The organism is Vibrio paracholerae (assembly GCF_037672085.1).
GTDB lineage: Bacteria > Pseudomonadota > Gammaproteobacteria > Enterobacterales > Vibrionaceae > Vibrio > Vibrio cholerae.
In genome coordinates this window covers 945,945-970,231 of the sequence record NZ_JBBHLM010000001.1, presented here as the reverse complement: position 1 = coordinate 970,231, position 24,287 = coordinate 945,945, and the positions used below count along the sequence as shown (strand labels likewise).

General features: G+C 48.0%; 24 protein-coding genes. 10 read left to right on the top strand and 14 right to left on the bottom strand.

What is annotated here, in order from left to right; all coding sequences use genetic code 11:
- The first annotated feature begins 5 nt into the window (after positions 1–5).
- Positions 6–1,139, top strand: a complete 1,134-nt coding sequence (gene rlmC, locus R4537_RS04640) for a 23S rRNA (uracil(747)-C(5))-methyltransferase RlmC (protein ID WP_071179402.1) — start codon at positions 6–8, stop codon at positions 1,137–1,139.
- Between the two features lie 49 nt (positions 1,140–1,188).
- Here the strand turns inward: rlmC and pyrC are convergent, their stop codons facing one another.
- The gene (gene pyrC, locus R4537_RS04635; RefSeq protein ID WP_032481357.1) at positions 1,189–2,217 is read right to left on the bottom strand and encodes a dihydroorotase; all 1,029 of its coding nucleotides are present in this window, start codon (positions 2,215–2,217) and stop codon (positions 1,189–1,191) included.
- A 492-nt stretch (positions 2,218–2,709) separates the two neighbouring features.
- Between pyrC and R4537_RS04630 the strand changes: the two genes are divergently transcribed.
- Positions 2,710–4,527 (top strand): hybrid-cluster NAD(P)-dependent oxidoreductase, encoded by a 1,818-nt coding sequence (locus tag R4537_RS04630; protein ID WP_071179401.1) that lies wholly within the window; start codon positions 2,710–2,712, stop codon positions 4,525–4,527.
- Between the two features lie 63 nt (positions 4,528–4,590).
- On the opposite strand, the gene mlp37 is transcribed toward R4537_RS04630, so the two are convergent.
- Positions 4,591–6,462 (bottom strand): methyl-accepting chemotaxis protein Mlp37, encoded by a 1,872-nt coding sequence (mlp37, locus tag R4537_RS04625; RefSeq protein WP_071179400.1) that lies wholly within the window; start codon positions 6,460–6,462, stop codon positions 4,591–4,593.
- Between the two features lie 146 nt (positions 6,463–6,608).
- Positions 6,609–7,217, bottom strand: a complete 609-nt coding sequence (locus R4537_RS04620; protein WP_071179399.1) for an AraC family transcriptional regulator — start codon at positions 7,215–7,217, stop codon at positions 6,609–6,611.
- Between the two features lie 177 nt (positions 7,218–7,394).
- Between R4537_RS04620 and R4537_RS04615 the strand changes: the two genes are divergently transcribed.
- Positions 7,395–8,501 carry a 1-acyl-sn-glycerol-3-phosphate acyltransferase gene (locus R4537_RS04615; protein WP_071179398.1) on the top strand — a complete coding sequence of 369 codons (1,107 nt, stop codon included), beginning with the start codon at positions 7,395–7,397 and terminating at the stop codon, positions 8,499–8,501.
- Positions 8,502–8,557: 56 nt separating this feature from the next.
- Here the strand turns inward: R4537_RS04615 and R4537_RS04610 are convergent, their stop codons facing one another.
- Both R4537_RS04610 and R4537_RS04605 read right to left on the bottom strand, forming a co-directional pair.
- Entirely contained in the window at positions 8,558–9,157 is a 600-nt protein-coding gene (locus R4537_RS04610; RefSeq protein WP_071179397.1) for a leucine-rich repeat domain-containing protein, read from the bottom strand.
- Positions 9,158–9,278: 121 nt separating this feature from the next.
- Complete coding sequence (locus tag R4537_RS04605; RefSeq protein WP_071179396.1) at positions 9,279–9,581, bottom strand: YfcZ/YiiS family protein; 303 nt, start codon at positions 9,579–9,581, stop codon at positions 9,279–9,281.
- Between the two features lie 522 nt (positions 9,582–10,103).
- On the opposite strand from R4537_RS04605, the gene R4537_RS04600 reads away from it, so the two are divergent.
- Positions 10,104–10,565 (top strand): TetR family transcriptional regulator, encoded by a 462-nt coding sequence (locus R4537_RS04600; protein WP_001126285.1) that lies wholly within the window; start codon positions 10,104–10,106, stop codon positions 10,563–10,565.
- A gap of 164 nt (positions 10,566–10,729) precedes the next feature.
- Here R4537_RS04600 and R4537_RS04595 read toward each other — a convergent pair whose 3' ends face one another.
- Genes R4537_RS04595 through R4537_RS04570 form a run of 6 tightly spaced genes read right to left on the bottom strand, consistent with a single transcriptional unit; the run spans position 10,730 to position 15,229 of the window.
- Positions 10,730–11,509 (bottom strand): heme ABC transporter ATP-binding protein, encoded by a 780-nt coding sequence (locus tag R4537_RS04595; RefSeq protein ID WP_001193094.1) that lies wholly within the window; start codon positions 11,507–11,509, stop codon positions 10,730–10,732.
- Positions 11,509–12,540 (bottom strand): FecCD family ABC transporter permease, encoded by a 1,032-nt coding sequence (locus R4537_RS04590; protein WP_080483573.1) that lies wholly within the window; start codon positions 12,538–12,540, stop codon positions 11,509–11,511. Before R4537_RS04590 ends, R4537_RS04595 begins: the two co-directional genes overlap by 1 nt.
- 11 nt (positions 12,541–12,551) lie before the next feature.
- The gene (locus tag R4537_RS04585) at positions 12,552–13,385 is read right to left on the bottom strand and encodes a heme/hemin ABC transporter substrate-binding protein (RefSeq protein ID WP_071179394.1); all 834 of its coding nucleotides are present in this window, start codon (positions 13,383–13,385) and stop codon (positions 12,552–12,554) included.
- 10 nt (positions 13,386–13,395) lie between these two features.
- The gene (locus R4537_RS04580) at positions 13,396–13,812 is read right to left on the bottom strand and encodes an ExbD/TolR family protein (protein WP_000597688.1); all 417 of its coding nucleotides are present in this window, start codon (positions 13,810–13,812) and stop codon (positions 13,396–13,398) included.
- Positions 13,809–14,495 (bottom strand): MotA/TolQ/ExbB proton channel family protein, encoded by a 687-nt coding sequence (locus tag R4537_RS04575; RefSeq protein WP_071179393.1) that lies wholly within the window; start codon positions 14,493–14,495, stop codon positions 13,809–13,811. The genes R4537_RS04580 and R4537_RS04575 overlap by 4 nt, the downstream gene beginning before the upstream one ends.
- Positions 14,495–15,229: an energy transducer TonB gene (locus R4537_RS04570; RefSeq protein WP_071179392.1), complete on the bottom strand. Its 735-nt coding sequence runs from the start codon at positions 15,227–15,229 to the stop codon at positions 14,495–14,497. Before R4537_RS04570 ends, R4537_RS04575 begins: the two co-directional genes overlap by 1 nt.
- 275 nt (positions 15,230–15,504) lie before the next feature.
- Here R4537_RS04570 and hutW point away from each other — a divergent pair, with 275 nt between their 5' ends.
- From hutW to R4537_RS04540, 6 genes are all read left to right on the top strand, one after another.
- The gene (gene hutW, locus R4537_RS04565) at positions 15,505–16,866 is read left to right on the top strand and encodes a heme anaerobic degradation radical SAM methyltransferase ChuW/HutW (RefSeq protein WP_071179391.1); all 1,362 of its coding nucleotides are present in this window, start codon (positions 15,505–15,507) and stop codon (positions 16,864–16,866) included.
- 22 nt (positions 16,867–16,888) lie between these two features.
- On the top strand, positions 16,889–17,392 hold the full coding sequence (gene hutX, locus R4537_RS04560) for a heme utilization cystosolic carrier protein HutX (RefSeq protein ID WP_071179390.1): 504 nt from the start codon (positions 16,889–16,891) through the stop codon (positions 17,390–17,392).
- A 24-nt stretch (positions 17,393–17,416) separates the two neighbouring features.
- Complete coding sequence (gene hutZ / locus R4537_RS04555; RefSeq protein ID WP_000372763.1) at positions 17,417–17,947, top strand: heme utilization protein HutZ; 531 nt, start codon at positions 17,417–17,419, stop codon at positions 17,945–17,947.
- 249 nt (positions 17,948–18,196) lie between these two features.
- Positions 18,197–19,933, top strand: coding sequence for a methyl-accepting chemotaxis protein (locus R4537_RS04550; protein WP_071179389.1), 1,737 nt, complete (start codon positions 18,197–18,199; stop codon positions 19,931–19,933).
- Positions 19,934–20,149: 216 nt separating this feature from the next.
- Positions 20,150–21,283: a glycerate kinase gene (locus tag R4537_RS04545; protein WP_071179388.1), complete on the top strand. Its 1,134-nt coding sequence runs from the start codon at positions 20,150–20,152 to the stop codon at positions 21,281–21,283.
- Between the two features lie 135 nt (positions 21,284–21,418).
- The gene (locus R4537_RS04540; protein ID WP_071179387.1) at positions 21,419–22,255 is read left to right on the top strand and encodes a DUF6279 family lipoprotein; all 837 of its coding nucleotides are present in this window, start codon (positions 21,419–21,421) and stop codon (positions 22,253–22,255) included.
- Between the two features lie 33 nt (positions 22,256–22,288).
- Here the strand turns inward: R4537_RS04540 and R4537_RS04535 are convergent, their stop codons facing one another.
- The 3 genes from R4537_RS04535 to R4537_RS04525 all read right to left on the bottom strand — a co-directional run bounded on the left by R4537_RS04535 (position 22,289) and on the right by R4537_RS04525 (position 24,234).
- Positions 22,289–22,918 carry a DsbA family protein gene (locus R4537_RS04535; protein WP_080006788.1) on the bottom strand — a complete coding sequence of 210 codons (630 nt, stop codon included), beginning with the start codon at positions 22,916–22,918 and terminating at the stop codon, positions 22,289–22,291.
- Positions 22,912–23,775, bottom strand: a complete 864-nt coding sequence (locus R4537_RS04530; RefSeq protein ID WP_001094877.1) for an MBL fold metallo-hydrolase — start codon at positions 23,773–23,775, stop codon at positions 22,912–22,914. Before R4537_RS04530 ends, R4537_RS04535 begins: the two co-directional genes overlap by 7 nt.
- A 318-nt stretch (positions 23,776–24,093) precedes the next feature.
- Entirely contained in the window at positions 24,094–24,234 is a 141-nt protein-coding gene (locus tag R4537_RS04525; RefSeq protein ID WP_000988289.1) for a hypothetical protein, read from the bottom strand.
- Positions 24,235–24,287: the final 53 nt, after the last annotated feature.

Below are 24,287 nucleotides of genomic sequence, written 5' to 3'. Positions count from 1 at the left end.
ATATTATGCAGTGTGAGTTCTTTATTCAAAAACGGTGTACCTCTTGCCACCTATGTGCGCAGCCGTATTCCCAACAAGTTGAGAATAAAGATCAGCAGTTGCGCGAGTTGATTGCGCCAGCCACGGATGTGCAGTGGTTACCCCCTGTCACCAGTGCTGACACCGCGTTTCGCAATAAAGCCAAAATGGTGGTGCTCGGTGCGGCTCACGCGCCGATTTTAGGCATTGAAGATGCGCAAGGTCAGCCTTTGTCGCTAGTGACTTGTCCGCTTTATCCGCAGCCGATGCAAGAACTGCTCGCTTATCTGGAAAATTGGATCCGCATCGCGGGGATTCCGCCGTATAACAAGCTGAAGAAAAAAGGTGAACTGAAGTTTATTCTGCTCACCCGCAGTGAAAACAGCGGCCAATTTATGCTGCGTTTTGTGGCGCGCAGCCATGCGGTGCTTGAGCGAATTGAACGCAATTTGCCGATGTTGACCGCAGCTTTCCCGATGATTGAAGTCATTTCGGTCAATATCCAGCCGGTGCATATGGCGCGTTTAGAAGGCGAAGAGGAAATTTTCCTCACCGAAATGCAAAGCCTGCTTGAACACTTCAACGATGTGCCTATGGTGATCCGCCCGAAAAGCTTTTTCCAAACCAACCCTAAAGTGGCTGAGCAGCTATACGCGACCGCACGTGCTTGGGTGCGCGAGATTGCGCCAACGCAAATGTGGGATCTGTTTTGTGGTGTTGGTGGCTTTGCGCTGCATTGCGCCGCGCCAGACACTGCTGTGACGGGCATTGAAATTGAACCAGAAGCGATTGCCAGTGCGCAACGTTCGGCGCAAATCATGGGAATTGATAATCTCAGTTTTGCGGCGCTCGATTCGGCCAAGTTTTCACAAAGCCAGATAAGTGCGCCAGAGTTAGTGTTGGTCAACCCTCCCCGCCGTGGGTTGGGGAGCGAGCTGACCGCGCAGTTGGAAGCGCTCGCGCCACAACACATTCTTTATTCCAGTTGTAACCCACAGACCATGGTCAAAGACATCTCGGAACTCGCCAGTTACCAACTGACTCGCGTGCAGTGGTTTGATATGTTCCCGCATACGGATCACGCCGAAGTGCTGACCCTGTTGGTCAGAAAAGACCACTAAAAATGAAAAAGGAGAGGCGAACCTCTCCTTTCGTACATCTGAACTGAGTTTACTTGACTGTCCACTCGATATTTTCACCGGCGCGGATCGGCACCACGATATCGCTGCCAAACGGCATGCTTTCCGCGACTGGCCAAGCTTGCTTGGTGAGCGTGACGGTCTCTTGGTTGCGAGGCAGGCCGTAGAAATCAGGGCCATTAAAGCTAGCGAACGCTTCCAGATTTTCGAGCTTACCTTCTTTTTCAAACACTTCGGCATACAACTCAAGAGCTGCATGGGCGGTGTAAGAGCCTGCGCAGCCACAAGCGGCTTCTTTGCGGCCTTTGGCGTGCGGAGCAGAGTCGGTGCCGAGGAAGAATTTCTTGCTGCCTGAGGTTGCCGCTGCCACTAACGCGTGTTGGTGAGTCGCACGCTTTAGGATTGGCAAACAGTAGAAATGTGGGCGAATACCGCCAACCAACATGTGGTTACGGTTAAACAGCAAATGGTGCGCAGTAATGGTGGCGGCAACGTTTTCATTGGCTTGGCGAACAAAGTTCACTGCTTCTGCGGTGGTGATGTGTTCCAGCACGATCTTGAGCTGCGGGAAATCGGCCACGATCGGCGCTAATACAGTGTCGAGAAACACTTTTTCGCGGTCAAAAATATCGATCTCATGAGTGGTCACTTCACCATGCACTAGAAGTAGCATACCGACTTCCTGCATCGCTTGTAGTACGGGATAAATCTTTTTCGCTGACGTAACACCAGAATCCGAGTTGGTGGTCGCACCCGCTGGATAAAGCTTAGCTGCAACGACTTTACCTGACGCTTTGGCTTTGCGAATTTCCTCAGGTGAAGTGTTATCGGTGAGGTAAAGTGCCATCAAAGGTTCAAAGTGCAGCTGTGGTTGAGCGGCCATAATGCGCTCACGATAGGCTAAGGCCATCTCGGTGGTGGTTACAGGGGGAACCGTGTTGGGCATGATCAGCGCGCGGCCGTTATAACGGCTGATGTCGCGTACAGTATCGGCCAGTACATCGCCATCGCGAAGGTGAACGTGCCAGTCGTCTGGGCGTGTAATCGTCAGTGTTGTCATTGAGTGCTCCCACCATGAATGCATGAAATGATTGGAGCCTAAAGCGTCGCGCAAACGCTTCCGCTTAGGCGACAGGATGATAGTGGAAAGTGTAATCCATTTCACGTGTTATTTGTCTTGGTCTGTTTTGCCCTTGGTATACCCTTCCTACTTGAAGCTGCAGGGGTGTTGGCTACGTTCGTTCACCCCAATCACATAGTCTGTCTATGCTCATGGGGATTCACTCACTTGCCGCCTACCTGCAACTCCAAGTGGTTTGGGTATATCTGAATAGAAGCCAGAACCCTGAGTTGTAACAACGTGTTAGTCTGGAGTGACAATTTGTTCTATGATGTTGCGCAAATAACTCCGTCGTACTCGAAGCTGCAACAGTCTTGGCTAGATTCTTCCATCCCAATCATAGCGTTTGTCTATGCTCACGGGGATGCGCTCTGTGGCCGCTTAACGGCAAATCCGAGAAATTTGGGTATGACAACAACCAAAGGAAGCACCATGTCGTCTGGACTCTTATCTCAAATCAATGTTTTTCCAGTGAAATCGTTAGGCGGGCTGGCGCTGTCGTCCGCTTGGGTAGAAAAGCAAGGCTTAACCTTTGATCGTCGTTTTATGCTGGCACTGTCTGACGGAAGTATGGTGACGGCGCGTAAATTTCCGCAAATGGTGCTGATCAAAACCGCGCTGCGCCATGACGGTGTACTGTTTTCCGCACAAGGCCATCCATCGCTTACCATCCGTTATGCAGATTTCAAGTTGCAACCAGTACCCGCGCAAGTTTGGGCGGATAATTTCACCGCGTACACCACCACCGATGAAGCAGACGATTGGTTTAGTCAGGTGTTGGGGATTCGTGTTGAGCTCTTATACAGCGGCGAGCAATCCAATCGTGTGCGTGAAAAAGTGGGTCACAATGTCAGCTTTGCCGATGGTTATCCGCTGTTGGTGATCAGCCAAGCGTCGTTGGATGAACTCAATCGCCGCAGCCCTGAGTTTCATTCAATGGATCAATTTCGTACCAACTTAGTCGTTTCTGGTACTGAACCGTTTGCTGAAGATAGCTGGAAGCGTATCCGTATCGGCGAAGTGGAGTTTGAAGCCGTCAAACCTTGTGAACGCTGCATTTTAACCACGGTTGAAGTGAAGAAAGGGGTGTTTAGGCCAACCAAAGAGCCGCTGCGCACTCTCTCACAATTTCGTGCCAATGAGCGCGGTGGCGTGTTCTTTGGGCAAAACTTGGTTGCCAAGAATGAAGGAATGATTCGAGCTGGCGATCCGATTGAAGTGTTGGAATATAAAGAGAAAGAAGTTTACCCAGACCAAGGGGTCAGCCACTTCACACTGACTTGTGTTGAGCGCGAAGAGATCGCCCGTGATTTTGTGACTTTCTGGCTAGAGCCTGCCCAAGGCATCGCACCTCAGTATCTGCCGGGGCAATATCTGCCAATTGAAATGGTGATTGAGGGTGAGCCTGTGCAGCGTTACTACACGCTTTCTTCGAGCCCATCGCGTCCGAGACGTTTAGCGATTTCGGTCAAGCGCATCGATGGCGGGCGAGTTTCTAACTGGTTGCAAGAGAATTTGCAGATTGGCACGACCTTGACCGCGCAGCATCCTACTGGGCATTTCCATCTCGATACCAAAGCGCTACAGTCTTTGCTGCTGCTTTCGGCAGGCAGTGGTGTCACCCCTATGCTGTCTATGTTGCGTTATCTGGCGGACCATAACCAACTCGATGATGTGGTGTTTTATCATCAATGTCGCAGTGAGCAAGACATCCCTTGCCAAGCGGAATTGGATGCCTTGGCAAAACAACATGCTGGGCTGACGCTCATCTATGCGTTAACCCAACCTTCGCCGCAGTGGCAAGGGGCGCAAGGTCGCTTATCTCTCTCGCACATTAAACGCATTCCCAACCTTGTTTCCCGTCAAGTGTTTGTGTGTGGTCCTGACGGTTTTATGCAAAAAGCCAAGAATTTGCTGCTCAAACAAGGGGTAGCGGAATCGGCTTATCATCAGGAAGCCTTCGGTACTCTGCAAGTTGTGCCGCGAGAGAAAAAGGCTGTGACACTCAGTTTCAATGGTATTCAAGTCTCTGCGGATAATCAGAAAACCTTGCTGGAGCACGCCGAAGACGCGGGGGTGAAAATACCCAATAGCTGCCGTGCGGGCATTTGTGGTGCGTGTAAAGTGAAAGTAAAGTCAGGTTTAGTGGAGCAGCCTAAAGTTCCTGCTTTGATGGATCATGAACGCTCGATGGGCATGGCTTTGGCTTGCTGCTCGGTGGCTGAGACGGATCTGGATGTTGAGTTTTAGCAATTCAGATTTGAAGTGATAAAAAAAACCTCCCGTTGGGAGGTTTTTGCATTTTGGCTAAGGTTACACTTTGAATTTATTCAAGATTGCATCCTGTTCGCGGATATTTTCCGTTTGGATTTGCATCGACATGTTCGCTTCATCAGCGGATTCAGCAACTTGATCCGACAGGTCTTTGATCTTGACAGTGTTGTTGTTGATCTCTTCTGCAACTAAGCTTTGTTCTTCCGCAGCGGAGGCGATTTGAATGTTCATATCGCTGATCTGCTGAATCGCAAGGCGAATTTTTTCTAACGCTTCATTCGCGCCTTGCGCTTGGTTGACCGCACTGGTCGCCGTATCTTTACTGTGGCTCATGGCAACCGCAACCGCATTGGCTCCAGATTGCAGTTTCTCAATCATGTTGCGAATTTCAGTCGTGGACTGCTGAGTACGCTGTGCCAGAGTACGAACTTCATCGGCGACCACCGCAAAACCGCGACCAGATTCACCAGCTCGCGCTGCTTCAATTGCTGCGTTGAGTGCGAGCAGGTTGGTTTGATCTGCAATGTCGTTAATCACTTTCAGTACGGTTTCAATGTTTGCGGTCGCGCTTTCTAGCACTTTCACATCGTCTACCGCAGCATCAATAGTGGCAGAAAGGGTATCAATGGCTTTAGTGGTTTTGGTAACCACATCTGTACCTGCGGCGGCGGCATCGTCAGCCACTTTTGCAGCTGAAGCTGCACCTTGCGCATTGCTAGCAACATTAGATGAGGTCATGGCCATTTCATGCATTGCAGTAGCGAGCTGTTCCAACTCATGAAGCTGAGAGCGCATGGCTTCTGCCGACTGTTGTAGCGTCATCGATGTGGATTCCGAACCACGTAATATCTCGGCACCAATCGCTTTCGATTGGATCAACTGCTTCTGTAGCGTTTCAGTAAAGGTATTAAAACCAATCGCCAGTTTGGCAAACTCTTCATCGGTATTGGTGCTCAAGCGCTGTGTTAAATCACCTTCACCAGAAGCCACGTTTTGAATCGCGTCGTTAAGCGTATCGAGAGGTTTCATTAGTAAACGAACGATAAACAACAGAACAAACACGCTAATCACTAGGGCTATCACAGTGAAAATAAGCGTACTTCTGCGTAATTCGCTTAGCGCGGCGTAAGCAATCTCTTCATCAATCACCACCCCTACATACCAGTTTTTACCTTCTACATTAGAGAAGCTGACGGCATAAGGTTTGCCATTAATGATGACTTGGTGAGTATCAGCATTGATTCTGCTTTCCCCGAGAAACTCAGTCATGGGTTTGCCATTAAACTCTTTTTTCGGGTGAGCGATGGTAGTGCCATCTTCGGACACAATAAAGACATAACCAGCATCAAACAATCTGACTTTATTAACAATTCCTGCTAACTCAGCTAAGCTGACATCATAGAATATCGAACCGAGAAATTGACCGCTTCTATCTTTAACCGGAGCGGCAATAGAAACCAAAATTTCGCCGCTGGCTGAATCTGCATAAGGAGCGGTGATCACCAGCTTACCTGCATTCTTGGCATCTTTATACCAAGGACGGACACGCGGATCCCAAGTTGGGCCGGGATTCCAGCTGGGGTCGTTATTAATATTTGACCCATCTTTTTCTAAACCTAAGCCGACTAGCAAAAAGGTACTTTTGACAATCGGCTGAGTGATGATGGTCCGAATATTCTCTGGCTCAGGATTACTTTCAATTAAGTCAGTGGTGTATTGTGCGAGTCTTGTTCTTCCATTGAGGATGGCGGCTGTTGTTTTACTTACACCATCGACAATCTCATCAACACTATCAGAAACCATGCTGCGAATTTCATCTCGGACTTTGAAATATTGGCTTCCCGAAAGCAGCGCAACAGTAGCAAGCAGAAGTACAGACGACGCAGCAACAATTTTATGGCTGAATTTCATCGTGATTCCTTTCCATAACGATAGGGTTATTATTATTAATAAATTTATAGTTATGTTTTGGCACTTCAGCCAGTTAGAGATCACACTTTTATTCGGAGGTTGTGATAATGATTTGATTTATATTGAGATTTTGTGCAACTGCGCGCTTATAGTGTTCGTCCTAAAACTAACGTACAAAGCTGGTGATAATGCTCGGCATTGCCGGAAAACAGTTCCTCGATAATGCTGTGTGTCTGAGTGCCGGATTGGGAGCGTTTGAGCGCTTCACGCACAAGTAGCACCACATGCTGTTCTTTGCTGACACTCGCATGCGCTTGCGGCTGCCATTCCGTGACGGCTTGGGTGAGTGGTGACATCTTCAGTTTTGGGTCACAAGTAGTCAGCTCAAGCATGAGTAATTGGGTTAGATGGGTAAACGCCGGGTGGTGGCGTTCACAGTTTTGTAAGCGATGCAGTAGAGCAAGCGTAAGCTCAGAGCACTTGATCAATCCCGTATTGTGCGGTAAACGCACGTTTAAACGCAGTGAAAAATCGACCCGAGTGATGTGGGTGTCCGGAAAAAATGTGAGGCCACACAAGCAGTCGAAAGGAATCCAAAGCGTTTGGCCTTTTTCCACGGCATACTCATGCTTCCCGAGTCTAAAGAGCAGCAAACCTTGTTCAACGCGGATCAGGCTGTGTTTTAGCGTACGTTTCCGAGCCGATACTTCAAGGTAAGGATGGTGGCGCGTTTCAGACTGAATAGCATAGTTCATAAGATGCCTCGGGAATTTTAAGGGCGCTAAGATTAACGCTTATCGCAGAAAAAGCCAATTCCCGTGATTGGGGCAAATAAAGGGATATATAATTCTGGTCTGACCTTAGACATCCTTGCTGATAGCAGGGCTAACTATGCGTAGAATAGGCCAGCTTTTTATCTGATGTACAAACCTATGACTTCAACAACTGATCCTTATATTGATATTCGTCCTTACAATGATGACGAGATCCCCGCGGCGCTCTCTCGTCTCATCAACGACCAAGAGTTTATTTCAGCGATTTTGAAACATCGCTTCAAACACCATTCAGCTTGGTTGCGTACCTTGATGGCACCACTGGTTAAGCTTTACCTAAAGCGTAAATGGGCGAAGTTGAATAGCGTAGAAGCAATCCAACTTGAGGTAAAAAAATACCTAGACCAGACCTTAGAGCAAACCACGAAAGGGGTGAGCTACAGTGGCTTAGATAAGTTGGATAAAGAACAAGCCTACTTATTTATTTGTAACCACCGCGATATCGCGATGGATCCAGCCTTAGTCAATTACGGATTGCATACGGCGGGTCATCGTACCGTTCGTATCGCAATTGGTGATAACCTTTTGAAAAAACCTTGCGCGACAGAGCTGATGCGCTTGAACAAGAGCTTTATTGTGAAACGTTCGGCGAAAGGTCCCCGAGAAATGATGAAAGCTCTCGGCACGCTGTCGGCTTACATTAAGCATTCACTGGATACGGGCCACTCCATTTGGATCGCTCAAAAAGAGGGGCGTGCGAAAGATGGTAACGACCAAACCGATCCAGCTATCTTAAAAATGTTCCACGTTGAAGGACGTCGTCAAAAAATGGAATTTGCCGATTATGTTCGTTCACTCAATCTGGTTCCGGTTTCGATTTCCTATGAAAACGATCCTTGTGATATCGCAAAAGCGCGCGAGCTGTACGAGAAAGCCACGCAAGGCAGTTATGAAAAAGGTGAATTTGAAGATATCGAAAGCATCATCCAAGGCATTGTAGGTGATAAAGGCCGTGTGCATGTCGCGTTTGGTGACGTTATTACCCAGCCATTTGAGACACCAGAAGCCTTGGCGCAAGAGATTGATCGACAGATCCACCATAACTATGTGCTGTTCCCAATCAATCGTTTAGCGGCTGGACAAGACGATAAAGACATTACGCCAGAAGTGCGCGCAGTGTTACAGGCAAAATTGGCACAGTTGCCTGAGCCTGCTCATCGTTATTTGTTGGATGCTTACGCCAATCCTGTACGTAATCACATCTAATCCCCTCACTTAAGCAAAAGAGGAGCTAAGTCGGATCCTCTTTTGCTTCTTCTACATTAGCGAGCGACAGCGCCCCCGAGTGTGAGTTTGCTTGGCCATTTACTGATTTGGTTACCCCCTAAGTAAATATTGCCCTTAACCGTCATTGTGTCTGGGAAGCGAGTGATTTGTGAGCCGCCAATGAAGAGGTGTCCTTCAATCACTATACCTTCTGGCAAGTCAGTGAGCGGTGTACGGATCACGCTGAGATCCCCTTTTACCGTCATTCGTGCTGGAAGGGTGGTTAATGGCGTGTCAGTAAAGTTGAGATAACCGCCTACTTTTACACCCGATGGCCACGATTGAATTTTGGTCCCGAGTAAGTTGGCGTAGCCTTTGATGCTCGTGCCCCGTGGTACTTTTTCCAGCGAACTGTTTGAGGCATCTAAGCTGCCCTCTATGATGGTGCCTTTTGGTAGCGATTTGATCGCGGTTTTAGCGATATTCAAATTCCCTTTGATCGTGAAGTTTTCCGGCAAGGAAGTGTAGGGCTTGCCGCGCAGATCAAGGTTACCGTAATTGTCGAGATGGTTGAGCACCATGTAGAGATCCAAAGTTATCGCATGTGTGCAACCCGCGATAAGCGACAATGAAAGGGCAATAACACGAAGCATCATGGCGAAGCGTTTATCCTGTGTGGCGAGTTTTGTCAGTATAAAGGGGATATTGGATTGGCGTCGACGAGAAAGTGAGAAAAGAAAAGCGGGCTTGAGCCCGCTCGATGTGATGAGGTGACGATTAGCGTGCAAGCGCCCGTGTTTTCAGTTCGAAAATCAGTTTTTCAGCACTCACTTCAAATTTAAAACGAGCGTGCAGTTCAGTCGCGTTATCTGCAATGGGAGCCACTTCATACTCAACATTCGCACAGACTTGCTTGGCTAAGCTAATGTATTCTGCCAGCTTGCCTTCTAAATGCGCTTTATCCGAACCAAACAGAGAAACTTCTGCGACATCATCACCTTCGCGAATAATAAAACCGATTTCGCCAGCGCAGCCACACGCTTCACATACTTCATTTTCTACACAAGTTTGGTTACTCATATCCTAATCCTCTTACGACTTAATTTACTTATTCATAATGTGGCCATTTTAGTCCTCTCTTTAGGCTTATGCCACAAAAATGGTCTGCTACTTAGGATATAAAATGAAGAAGGAAATACAGGGAAATAAAAGTACAAAGCGCGATCATCTGGTGGGAGAGAGTAGGGACTTCTGTGATCTTCTCCGGTAATTTGGCGTTCCAAGTGTCGGAAAATTGTCAGAATTTCGACCAGTTCATTGTCACACTCAATAGATTGTTGGATTATTTGCTTACCAAAATATGATTTATTGCGGTTACCTAGCCAACAGCGGTTTATACAAGTGACCTTGTTCAAAAAAGTAACAAAGGTTTATGCAAATGTAAGAACTCACCGTTTGGCTGTCTAGTATTGAATAGGTGAGTCAAACCGTAGTAGTGAGTTCACTCCATCGTAGTGTTTGCCCCTGATCATTTTAATGATAATTATCGTGCTGCTGACTTGTTAAGCAGACAAAGATTTGACGTTAGAAAAGAGCCTGACCATGCCTAAGCGTAGTAAAGAAGATACTGAAGTGACGATTCAGACCATTATGGATGCGGTTGTCGACCAGTTGCTTCGACTGGGTTATGACAAAATGTCTTACACCACTCTCAGCCAGCAAACTGGGGTATCCCGAACTGGGATCAGCCACCATTTCCCGAAGAAAACCGATTTCGCCTCTGCGTTAGACGGACGCATATTTAAAATGTTTATGGAATACCTCGATTTTGAACACGACATGGAAGCATTTCGTGACAGTTGGCTAAAAGCCATGGAGAAATCTGAGTTTGTGGCCATTTTGCGCCTGCTGTTTCACCACATTGTGACAGCGGAGCGTGCACATGATTTTGCTCATAAAGGGGTTAATCGCCTCTATAAATTGACGGAAGAGAAATTCGGACAAGAGAGCCAAAAAGAAGTGGAATGGTTGCTGGGGCACTCGTTAGTCAGCATGGTGAATTGATTCTTCACCTTCTGCCTACTTCATCAGTAAAAAGCTCTGTACCTAAACTCAACGGCTAAACTCAACGGTTAGGTACAGAGCTTTTGGTCTATGCCTAAGATATGCCTATAGAATCGATGCCTATGGCGATGATAAAAGCCGATGCAACCGACTTGAGGGACACCTCAAGCCGGATAAACCATTGGGAAATCGCGAGTAGGATGGGCGGCAACCAGCGCTTGATAGCCGTAAACCTGCTCAATTCTTTCTGCCGTCAGCGCCTGCCAAGGTGCCGCATCACATACAATTTTGCCTTGATGAAGCAGGATCAGGCGATCTGAGTACTGCGCGGCAAGGTTTAAATCATGCAACACAACGACGACGGCACATTGTTCTTCATCGGCTAACTGACGCGCGAGTTGCAGCGTGTTGTGTTGATGAGCGAGATCGAGTGCTGATGTTGGCTCATCCAGCATCAAAATACGCTGTTGACCGGCTTGGTGCAGTTGAGTGAGTACTCGCGCGAGATGTAAGCGCTGCTTTTCACCTCCAGAAAGAGAAGGGTAAAGACTGGCTGCGAGATGTAACACATCGGTTTTGAGCATGTAATGACGGGCGACACGCTCTACTTCTTTACGCGGTAGATTGAGTGGAATTGCCCCAAGTTCAACCACTTCTTGCGCGGTAAAAGGAAAGGTCAGCGAGCTCTGCTGGGGCAAAATGCCCAAATGGTTAGCCAGTTTTTCGGCAGGCCACTGCGATGCTGGAACACCAAAATAATCGAGTTTGCCTGCTCCGCTCATTTCACCGCAGAGCAGCTTCAGTAAGGTACTTTTCCCGGCTCCGTTAGGGCCGAGTAAGGCTGCAACTTCGCCACAGCGCAAGGTGATATCCACATGATCGAGCACTTGGCGAGAGCCGTAGGTGACACAAAGATCCCTGCCTTGAATTGCAATAGTCTGCATCAGAATATTCGGCCTTTTTGTTGGAATAGGAGATACAAGAAGAAGGGGGCCCCGACCAGTGCGGTGACAATGCCAATTGGCAATTCAGCGGGCGCAACTGCAACTCGAGCGACCATATCTGCAAGGGTGAGCATCAATGCGCCAAGTAGGGTGGAGACTGGCACTAAGTTACGATGATCGGGACCCACCAACATGCGACCAATATGTGGCACCACAAGCCCCACAAAACCGATCATCCCTGCGGCACTTACCGCAACCCCGACGCCCACCGCCGAAAGCAGAATCATCTCTCTTTTGAGTTTTTGTACTGGAACACCAAGATGGCGCGCTTCCGCCTCTCCAAGCAATAAGGCATTGAGTGCCATCGATCGCCAATGGAAATAGGCAAATAGTATGATTAGAGTGACACTGCACAGCACAATGCTGGAGGTCGTCGCGCCTGCCACGGAACCCATAGACCATAGGGTTAAGTCGCGCAGCATTTGATCGCTCGCGAGATAATTAAGATAACCAATACCTGCGCCTGCAAGGGCCGAAATGGCTACCCCAGCCAGCAGCATGATAGTCACCGAAGTCCCAAATTTAGAGGTGCCAAGACGATAAACCAATACGGTTGTCAGCGCACCACCGATAAATGCTGCGATAGGCAGCACCAAGCTATTTACCCAAGGCAGGCTTGACACCACATCACTGAGCAACACGATGGCGAGCGCCGCACCAAGAGAAGCGCCCGAGGAGACGCCAATGATGCCAGGTTCAGCTAACGGGTTGCGAAATAGCCCCTGCATAGCGGTGCCGCATAGTGCGAGAATCGCCCCAACCAACAAACAAAGGAGCGTGCGTGGTAAGCGAATGTCATGGATCACGAGATGAATCGCATTCGTGAGTTGCTCGGAGCGAAAAAGCAGGCTTTGAATACTGTCAGAGATGGTGATGTTCATCGGTCCGACAGTAATGGAGTACAGTCCTGCAAAGAAGACCGCCAGAGTCAGGCAACTGACGGTCACAGCAAAAGGAAATCGTCTTAACACTGGGAGTGGCCTCAGGGGTACAGCAGAGCTTGAATACGCTGCGCTTCTTGCAGACTTTTCAGACCTAAGCCGCCGACTAAGGCGTGGCCATCAATCGCGACAATATTCTTGTTTTGTCCTGCTGGTGTTGCCGCGAGCATAGGCACGGCATTCAACACGGCATCGGCACCCCCCAGTTTTTCTAGGCTGCGACCACTGACCAACACCATGTCAGGTTGCATCTCAATCATGGATTCCATGGACAGTGGTTTATACGAAGTAATGGAAGGAGAGGCAGGATTATGAGCACCAATTAAACCAATAATGGTATCGGGGACGGTATCGCTACCCGCTACGTTGGCCGCACGACCTTCATGCAGTAGTAAAAACAGCACTTTCTTAGGTTTTTCCGGACGCTTAGCTTGCAACGCATTGATCTGCTGCTGAACGTTCTCTTTCAGCTTTTGAGCGTGTTGTTCGGTGTGGGTGATTTGGGCAATTTGGTCAATACGTGTTAACAAGCCTTGCGGCGTCGAATCACTGTTGATCACATCGACTTGGATACCGGAACTGCGCAGTTGTTGTAATGCAGTATCGGGTCCCATTTCATCTGAACCAATCAGGTGGGTTGGCTCAAGAGTTAACAAGCCTTCAGCGGCTAAGCGGCGGTGATAGCCGACGGTAGGTAAATTGAGAGAGCTTGGTACTTCGCTTGTGACATCGACCGCCACCAATTGCTGCTCAGCACCCAGTGCCAGAATCAGTTCAGTCACTGCACTTCCTGCACTGACGATCCGTTCTTGAGCGAAACTGATGCCTGAGGTGCAGCAGGCCAGTAATAAAGCCAATGATTGAGTGATTTTCATCTTGTTTCCATTAAGAGTGAGAAGGTTCAGTTAATAACTGGGTGGCTTGAATGCCGTTTTCTTGTAAAAAGCTCAACAGTTTGACTAATTGTTGAACCTCAGCCCCTTGATCGGCGGCGATGACTACCGGGCGCTTATCCACTTGTACCGACTCTAAAAGCGCCAACGAGAAGTTATGCCAGTCGAGGTAGGGCTTACCATCAATAGCCCAATAAGGTTCGGTGGCTAAGATATTGACGGTGATAGATTCTTTATTCACTTCATTCACTACGGGTGAATCGGTCGTGGGCAGAGCCACTTCCAACGATTCCAAGCGTACTGACGCGGTCAGCAGTAAGAACACCATTACGATAAAGATGATATCAAGTAGCGGAGTGAGATCCGGAGTCAGGCCGAAGTCGTTGTGTTTGGCTGAGGACTTGATCATAGGTTTTCCGTTGTGGCCTCTTGCGGTGTCACGACTGTCAGTGAAGTGTCGGCGTGCAGTGTCATGCCTTCTAGCCACAGGTTCACGTAGTTCAGGGTATGTTCCAGTTTAGCCATAGTGCGATCCGCCCACAGGTTGAGCAATTGGGCCCCCGCAACTGCCGGAACGGCAATCAGTAGACCGGCTGCCGTGGTGTACATTGCAACCCCTAAACCATCGGCTAACACACTGGGGGTAATACTTCCGGTCGTGGCGGCCACCCCTTTAAACATTTCAATCAGGCCAAGTACGGTACCCAACAGACCGAGCAAAGGGCTGATCACACCAATCAAAGTCAAGAGACGCAACCCCGAGTTAAACTGGTGACGTTGCTCCTGTAGCCAAATGCCCGCCGCATCTTCGCGCAGTGATTTATCAAATTGGTGATGGGCCAAAAGCATCGCCACTCCGCGATACAGCACCGGACGCTTACTCGCGAAATGCTCTGTAAGTTCAGCCAGTTGCTTTGAGTTTTTTGGGGAGGTAGCTTGCAAAGCGTGACGTATCGCTCCTTTGCCTACGGTTAAACTGAGCAGCACTTGAAATAGGCGCTCTGCGAGCAGCATTACCGTTAATGCTGAGCAAATGAAAAGTGGCCAAGCCATCAGGCCTAGCTGTTGTTGGAGTTGTTGTAACGATTCCATTAGCCTTCCAATTTAAAACGAATAGGGATATGAATTCGGTGAGCTACGGGCACACCGTCAAGAATATGTGGAGAAAATTTCCACTGTTTAATGGCTTCGAGCGCCGATTGATCTAGGGCTTCTGTGCCGGATGAAGAGAGCAACTGCTGCTTGATTTGATTACCTTGCGCATCCAACCAAATTTCATACATCACAGTGCCTTCGATCCCGCGCTTACGAGCAATACGTGGATAACGTGGTTGAACTTGTGCGCTCACTAAAGCGGGCTTATCCACCAAAATAGGTTGACTTGTGATGCCTTGGCTAGCTGCCGTGGGCTGGCTCGGTTGCTGGTTAGGCGTTGGCGCAGGCTTTTGTGCCGTTTCAGCGGTACGCTCTACCTTCTCCGGTTGCGGCTTCGCTACCGATTTGGATGGGACTTGCTCAGCCGGTACGGGTTTTTTCACGGTTTGAGGTTTAGGTTTGTGCGGCTCCACCTTCGGCTTAACAGGCGGAGTTTTTACGACTTCTTGTACTGGTGTCGGCTTGACCGATTCCGGTTTTGATTGTTCTGTTTGGGTTTGCTCTGGTTGAGCGTGCGCGACTTTAGGCATCGAAACCATATTGATCGAAACCGATTGAGTTGGGTTTCCAGCAGGCATGGCAAACACCTGTGCTTCATCTGTCGTGATAAGCAATAGCGCGTGAAAAGCTAGGGAAAGCCCTCCCGCAATGACATATCTGTTCAGATTCACGTCCTTCTCCCTCACGATGATCAGCAATATTGCTTCTGTCTCTGAAAACTCAGCAAGTGGCAGGCTGATCAAACTGGCTATTTCAATTCATGCAGACTAACGGGGCATGGGCAAATCCATACGCGATTAGCCTTAGTGGGCAAATATTATTGCTCAGCATCTTAATAATAGCAATTATCAATTGCATTATCATTAGCGTCAATTTATGATTTTGATCGTATGAGATGAAGAGAAGCGCAGCCCTTGTCGTATGGGGATTGGCTTGAGAAATGAGAATGTTGATTTTAGATAATTTTGATGAATCTATTTTGGGTGCGAATACGCCAGATCCGCTGCGTTTTGCTTTTCAAAATAAGCATTCAGCCCATGCAGGCGGTATCGCGATGCCTGTAGCGAGTCATGAGCAGGCGAACGTGTGGCAACACATCACCCAACAAGTCAGCCAACGTCAACAGGTGCGGTGTCTCTACATCCATGTTCCTTTTTGTCGAGTACGGTGTACTTTCTGTAATTTCTTCCAAAACGCGGCGAGTCGCCAGTTGGTGGATGCGTACTTTGCAGCGTTACTTGAAGAGATCAAACAAAAAGCGGCACTGCCTTGGACACAAACTGGCGTCTTTCATGCGGTCTATATTGGCGGGGGGACGCCGACTGAGCTCTCTCCCGAGCAGATCCGGCAGTTGGGCACTGCAATCCGTGAGTCGTTTCCATTAACGCCAGATTGTGAAATCACCCTAGAAGGTCGAATTCATCGCTTCAGTGATGAGATGTTTGAACACGCTCTGGAAGGGGGTTTTAACCGTTTCTCTTTTGGTGTGCAGAGTTTTAATACTCAGGTGAGACGCCGAGCCAAACGTCTGGATGATCGTGAGGTGGTGATGGAGCGAATTGCTTCGTTGGCCGCGACCCAACAAGCGCCGATTGTGATTGATCTACTCTACGGTTTACCCTACCAAACGGCGCAAGTGTTCGAGCAAGATCTGCAAGACTTTATGCAGACTGGTGCACAAGGGGTTGATTTATACCAGCTCGTCGTTGGCGGTAGTGCCCCTATGCTCAATCTGGTTGAAAAAGGCAAGTTACCCCCACCAGCTACTACACCAGATAAAGCCACCTTGTACCAAATCGGGGTGGAATTTATGGCGAAGCATCATCTGCGTCCATTAAGCGTAAACCACTGGACTCGCGACAACCGCGAGCGCAGCCTTTATAACAGTTTGGCCAAAACCTATGCCGAAGTGCTACCGATTGGTTGTGGCGCGGGCGGGAATATGGGCGGTTACTCACTGATGCAACATCGCCAGCTCGATACTTACCTTGACGCGATGAAAAATGGTCAACCGCTTGTCGCCATGATGGCTCGCCAACATGAATATGAACCTCTGTTTGCAGCCTTGAAAGCCGGATTTGACTCGGGCGTCATCGCCAAACAGCGTTTACCTAAATTTTATTACCACCAAACCTTTGACTGGTTAAAGCCACTCTTTTTACGTTGGCAACAAATCGGTTTGGTTGAGGTGGAGCAAGACTATCTCACTCTGACTACAGCCGGACGCTTCTGGTCGGTAAGCCTTGCGCAGGCTTGTATTCAGGTGCTTATTCATTCGTATAAATATCAACAGCAGCGTATCGCATAAGCAAACTAGACTGGAAAAAACAATGGAATCATTACAACAGCAAGTCGCTCAACTGCTTGAGCAGCAACCCACTTTATTACCTGCCGCCATGGCTGAGCAACTCAATGTCACTGAATTTGACATCGTACATGCTCTTCCTGAAGAGATGGTCGCCGTAGTGGATGGCTCTCATGCGCAAACCATTTTAGAAAGTCTTCCAGAATGGGGCCCTGTCACCACGATCATGACCATTGCGGGTTCTATTTTTGAAGTCAAAGCGCCTTTTCCAAAAGGGAAAGTTGCACGGGGTTACTACAATTTAATGGGTCGTGATGGGGAACTGCATGGCCATTTGAAACTCGAAAATATTAGCCATGTGGCTTTAGTCAGTAAGCCATTTATGGGACGCGAGAGCCACTACTTCGGCTTCTTTACCGCTCAAGGTGAAAACGCGTTCAAAATCTATCTGGGACGTGATGAGAAACGCGACTTGATCCCAGATCAAGTCGCACGCTTTAAAGCAATGCAGCAACAACACAAACAATAATAAACCATCGTTGAGGAGAAAGAGATGGATCAGCAAGTTAAGCAAGAGCGTTTGCAGGGTCGTTTAGAGCCAGAAATCAAAGAGTTCCGTCAAGAGCGTAAAACGCTGCAACTGGCGACAGTCGATGCGCAAGGTCGTCCGAATGTTAGTTATGCCCCTTTCGTACAAAATCAAGAAGGCTACTTTGTGCTGATTTCGCACATCGCCCGTCATGCCCGTAACCTTGAAGTCAATCCGCAAGTGTCGATTATGATGATTGAAGATGAAACGGAAGCAAAACAACTTTTCGCCCGTAAACGTCTGACCTTTGATGCAGTTGCTAGCATGGTTGAACGTGACAGCGAGTTGTGGTGCCAAGTGATTGCACAAATGGGTGAGCGCTTTGGCGAAATCATTGATGGTCTCAGTCAACTGCAAGACTTCATGTTATTCCGTCTACAGCCAGAGCAGGGCTTATTCGTGAAAGGTTTTGGCCAAGCTTATCAGGTCTCTGGTGATGATTTGGTGGACTTTGTTCATCTGGAAGAAGGTCACCGCAAGATTTCCAACGGTTAAGCATGGCTCTTGAGTCATAAATCGACATCTTTATAAGCGGCTGCAAAGCCGCTTTATTTTTAGGTGGCCATTCCTCCCTAGTTGAAGTTGTAACCTAATAAGCTTCAAATAAATACTTCTCAATGATTACCCACAGAAAAAAGCAAGATTCTCCTACCAGTTCGTTAAACATCTTCTAAGCTGAAAGTAACAACAAGAACGTCATTATAAATGTTCAGATATGCCCTGTTTTTCCTAGAAGGATCTTTCATGAAAATTAACACCACAATGAAGCTTGTTTTTTCGGCGATAGGCGTAGGCATAGCGATTACTATGGCGACCGTGTTCCAACTGGATAGCCTTGAACAGCAAGTCGATAGATTATCGTTGATCCGTTATCAATCTTACCAAGCTGCGGATGAGCTACGCCAAAGTTCCGATGACTTGACCCGTTTAGGGCGCACCTATGTGGTCACTGGGGATGAAAAATACGAAAAAATGTATATGGACATTCTCGATATCCGCAACGGCAAAAAGCCCCGTCCCGAGAGCTACCACACCATTTATTGGGATCTTGTTCTGCAGTACGGCCAAAAGCCTAAACCGGATGGAAAAACCATTACGTTGATGCAAATGATGAAAGACCTCGGTTTTAGTGACAGAGAGTTCGCCTTGCTAAAAGAAGCGCAAAATAACTCGGATGCTTTAGTGAGTATGGAAGTGAAAGCCATGAACGCGGTAAAAGGCTTGTTTCCTGATGCGAGTGGCAACTACACGGTAAAAGGTGAGCCGGATGTCAACATGGCGGTACAACTGTTACACAGTGAAGAGTACCATCGTGAAAAAGCCAAGATCATGGCACCGATTGACCGCTTCTTCCAAGAGCTTGAAACACGTACCGCACAACAGTTTAACCAAGCTGCAGAACAAGTAAAAAGTACCGTACTGATCGGCAATATCTCATTAATTGCGGTTACGATTATTGCGATTATTGGCTATGTCGTGGTCAATCGTAAAATTGTTGCACCGATTGACAGAATGGCGAGTGTTTTACAAAGAGCCGATGACAATTCAGACCTTACATTAAGAGTTGATGAAAAGAGTGATGATGAGCTTGCAGTAATTGGACGTACGATTAACAAAGTGCTGGTCAGTTATGGCTCAACCATCAGTAAAATTAATCAGGTTAACCACACCATTTCCTCAATTTCCGACACCATTCGTAGTATCACTGAGCAAAATATGAAAATGTCGAGCCAGCAAGATCAAGAGTTGAATATGGCTGCGACCGCGATGGAAGAGATGACATCGGCGCTATCGAGTGTGTCTCAAAGCACTAATATGGCAGAAGAGTATGCAGGCAGTGCTGAAAAAGAAGCCAACAACAGCAAACAAGTGTTTGAGAAAACGATTCGCGAATTTGCTGATTTAGATGGCGAATTCCAAAAAACCTCAGAGATCATTCAACAACTGGCTACTGAGTCCAATAATGTCGGTAACGTGCTGGATGTGATTAAAGCGATTGCAGAGCAGACTAACTTGCTGGCGTTGAATGCGGCGATTGAAGCGGCTCGCGCGGGTGAGCAAGGGCGAGGTTTTGCGGTGGTCGCCGATGAAGTACGTTCTTTGGCGCAGCGTACTCAAGAATCGACGGGCGAGATTGAAACCATGATTTCTATGTTGCAAGCAAAAGCGGAAATGTCGACCAAAACGATCCGCGTCAGTGCCGATAAAATGCAGTCAACCCGTGGCAATATGGGCGTTGCCAACGACTCGTTAGTGGCTATCCAAGGCTCGGCCAAAGAGATCCATAAACTCAACACGTCAATTGCTGCCGCGACTGAGGAGCAATTAAGCGTGAGTGATGAGATTTCAAGTAATCTCAGTACCATTAAATCGCTGTCTGGTGAAATGAACCTAGCGATCAAACAACTGGGTCCTGTTGTGGTGGATTTACAACGCAACGTTGACGATCTCAATAGTGCAATAGCGCATATCCGCACATAATCAAGACCTCTACTTTTACCCATCAAAGCTGCCTGCGGGCAGCTTTTCTTTTTATGCGCATACCGTGATGGGCGGGTATCCAGAAGTCATCACACTTTTAACCAACGGTTATCGAGATTTATTGAGTATCGGATTTTTGGATGATGATATGAGTACATAAATGGTGATGCGCAAAAGAGACGGAATAATGGCAAAAAATAGGCAGGAGCGCGTGATATGAAAGTGGTTATCGCCCCAGATTCCTTTAAAGAGAGCTTAACGGCAAAACAAGTGTGTGATGCGATTCAAGCTGGGTTGGCTCGGGTATGGCATGATGCAAAATTTGTCGCTATCCCGGTTGCGGACGGTGGCGAAGGGACGGTGCAATCGTTAGTGGACGCCACACAAGGACGACTTGTTGAAGTCAAAGTGATGGGGCCACAAGGTAAACGAGTCGAGGCCTTCTATGGAATGTTGGGAGATAACCAAACTGCGGTGATCGAAATGGCCGCGGCCAGTGGCCTGCACCATGTGCCAGTTGCGCAGCGCGACCCTAAACTCACCACCAGTTTTGGTACGGGAGAGCTGATCCGACACGCGTTAGATCAAGGTGTCACTAAGCTGATTATTGGTCTAGGTGGTAGTGCGACCAATGATGGCGGCGTGGGCATGCTTGCGGCACTTGGCGCGCGCTTTACCAATGCCGATGGCGATCCCATCCAACTGACTGGTGGAGGCTTACGCGAGTTGACCCACATCGATTTACAAGATTTCGACCCAAGGTTACAGCATTGCGATATCTTGGTGGCCTGTGATGTGAACAACCCATTATGTGGCGATAAAGGTGCGTCTGCGGTATTTGGTCCGCAAAAGGGGGCAACGCCAGAAGATGTTCAATTATTGGATGGAGCCTTACGGCAGTTTGGTTTACTCACGGAAAAAGTGACTGGCAAAATGGTTTTAGAGAGTGCCGGTGCGGGGGCTGCAGGGGGGATGGGCGCGGCGCTTTGGGCCTATACTCAAGCAAGATTGCGACCGGGTATTGAGATTGTGCTGGAGACGGTGCAACTTGCTCATCAAGTCAGTGATGCAGATTTAGTGATCACTGGCGAAGGGCGCATCGACAGTCAAACTGTACATGGCAAAACCCCAATGGGGGTGGCCAAAGTTGCCAAACGCTTTGACGTTCCTGTGCTGGCGTTGTGCGGCTGTACTGGCGATAACTATCAAGCCGTGTACCAGTGCGGGATCGATGCGGTTTTCGCTGCGGTGCCGCGGGCCATGTCGCTGGAAGATGCGCTGAAAGAGTCCGATTTTAACCTTGCCGATTTGGCCGAAAATGTCGCCAGATTGTGGGTTCTCTCCAAATAAATCCGAAAGCTGGCTTGGGTCAGCTTTCTTTCTCTCAAGGCTTCAGCCATTCTTTTTTAAGTTTCTCACTGGGGTGTTGAACGTTCGCTTGAATTACTGCGTAAAACCCAGAGTGATTAAGAAAGGACTTCTCTTATGTTGAAATGGCTTCGTGTACTTCTGCTCTGTACCTTGCTGGTTGGTTGCGCGACTAAGTTGGTCTACCACAATCTTGATTGGTTTGTGATTGAATATGCTGAGGATTTTGTTGACCTGAATAGGCAGCAGAAAACGTTGATTAAACAAACGATGCCGAGTTTACAGATCTGGCATCGTGCCCAAGAATTGCCCGATTATTTGGCAATCATGGATGAACTTTCGGCGCTCTCTTTACGTGAAGTAACGGTTGAGCAGGTCGCCCAGTACCAAGAGAAAATGCGACTTTACTATCAGCGTCTGGTTATCAAGCTGCTACCGGATGTCAGCCGGCTGGCCGCCACGCTCAGTGAGGAGCAAACCGAACAGTTTATGCAAGCCTTCATTAAACGACATGACAAATTTTCTAATAAATTCATTAAGATGGATGAGCGTGGGCTGCGTGATTTTTATCAAGAGCGGATCAAGGACCGTCTAGAAGATTGGCTTGGCTCCTTAAATAAGTCCCAGCAAGAGTTGGTCAAGGTTTGGAGTAACAATATTCAACCCACCGCCAACGATTGGATAGGATTTCAAACGACGATGCGTGAGCAGGTGCGTACATTATTGCAACAAAGAACACAACCAGAAGCATTTCAGGTCCAACTCGAATCTTTACTACTAAACCCTGAGCAGTATTACGGGATGATTTTGAAAGCCAAGCTGAGTTATAACCGCGAATTAGGTCAGCGCTATGTTGTGCAAATTTTGCAAAATAGCTCAGACAAACAGCAACAACATTGGCAAGATGAGCTAGCGGATTGGCAAAAAAGAGTCTCCGATTTATTAATCGAGTAAAAAATTGACACCCCATAGTAGGGTGTCAATTTTTTATGCTGTGACGCTGAGAGATTCTAACCAAGCTTGCCACTCTTGTGGGCGGCGATAGTAATGGCTAGGACTTAAGGTGTACCACTCGTTATTTTGCTCGATAGCTAACGAAGGAAAACCACCTAAACCCAGTTGTTGCATTAAGCGTTGGGTTTGAGCAATGTCACTGCGTACTTTTGCTGCAGCTTGTGGCATCACGTTTTGCCATGTTTCAGGGGTAATGCCCATCGTTTGCGCTAATTGTTGCATTACATCCGTTTGTGTCACATCCAGACCTTGCTGGTAGTGCGCACGCTGAATGGCTTTCAGCATGTCGAAATCACGTTTGCCAGCCAGGCGTGCCGCAATGATGGCTTGGGCTGTGAGGTACGAATCGAGCATGAGTGGTTGACCACTGCGTACACGCTCTAAATACGCCTCGCCAAACTCTGCGCCTGTTTCACGCTGAATGCGTTGGTCGGCTTGCAAAATATGCGCGCGAAAATCAGGACTGATCTGTGCTTTGTCCATCATGCCACCGGGGTGTAGTACCAGTTCAAGATGGGATTGTTGTGCCAGTTGTTCCATCAGTGAGGTGGCGCCGAAGCACCACCCACACATAGGGTCAAAAATGTAGTGAACCCTTACCATTTCATTTCACCAGTATGAACTTTCGCACCAATTTCAAGCGCCATAGGCAGGCCTGCATCCGGATAGATTTTGCTCATTTTTTCAATCAGTTGCGCACTATTTTTACTAGAGGCTTTCGCTTTGGCAAAATCAGCTAGGTATTTTTGTGAAAACGTAATCGCACTGCTGTCCATGGCGGTTCCCGGTGTCATATGTCCTGGAATGACCACTTTTGGCTTAAGCGCTGCCATTTCGTCGAGTTGTTCAGCCCAAGCTTTGCGCTCACTGTCGGTTTGTGCATCGGCCATCCATAGATGAACGTTACCGTATACAGCCACATTCCCCAAGATCGCTGCATTGGCAGGGATCCACAAATAAGGACGATGTTTCAGTTCACCTTCGGTACCACGAATTTCGATAGTTTGGCCGTCAATTTCCAGTGTTTTACCTTGGTATGCGGTTGGCAGAACTGGTTTCACTGGCGCGTTGGTGCCCATTTTCGGTGCCCAGAAATCCAGCTTACCTTGCAGTTTCTGTTCGATTTTCGCTTTCACACCTGGGGTTGCAATCACTTCTGCTTGCGGGAACATCTGCTTTAACACTTCTGCGCCAAAGTAGTAGTCTGGATCCGCTTGAGAGATGAAAATGGTTTTTAAGGTTTTACCTGAATCCAGTACTTTCGCGCCGATGCGCAGCGCATCTGCTTTGGTAAAGCCAGTATCCACTACCATCGCTTCGGTTTCACCGTACACCACGGTTGCATTCACATGGAAGCTGTTACCATCGGCGTTGTAGACATCCAAAGTCAGTGGGGTCGCAGCCATGGCTTGAGCAGATAAAGTCATGGTAGCAGCAAGTAGTTTGGTTAATGTGTTCATTGTAAGACTCCGTTGTTGGGAAGTTTGTTTTGTTGCGGTGAGTTTAAGCAAAGCACAGAGTTGGATATATAGCGACTTGGCAACATGATTGTTTCGCTAGTTGAACTAATCGATAGGAAGTTTCGAGGATTAGTTGATTTTCTATACTGTCTCTACCTGCACGTTCGGTGGCGTAAGCTCACTCTAATCACGTAGTCTATTTATGAGCATGGGAATGAATGTATTCGCTGTCTAGTGACCACTCGCTCTTTAGGTATATCGCGGAAAATGGACATAAAAAAAGCACCCTGAGGTGCTTTTTTATCGGCGTGGTTTGAGTTACAAACCGCCTTGATTTTGTGCTTCTTTTACCATTTGTTGGCGCTGAGCTTCCATGTCAGATGCAACGTCACTGTCCTGATGTGTTGACTGTTCCAAAGCCTGTGGAACCAAAACATAGTACTTGTTGATTGTCATCATCGATTCTCTTAAAAGCGAAATGTGCAGAAAAAAATAGAGGATGTCGGTAAAAC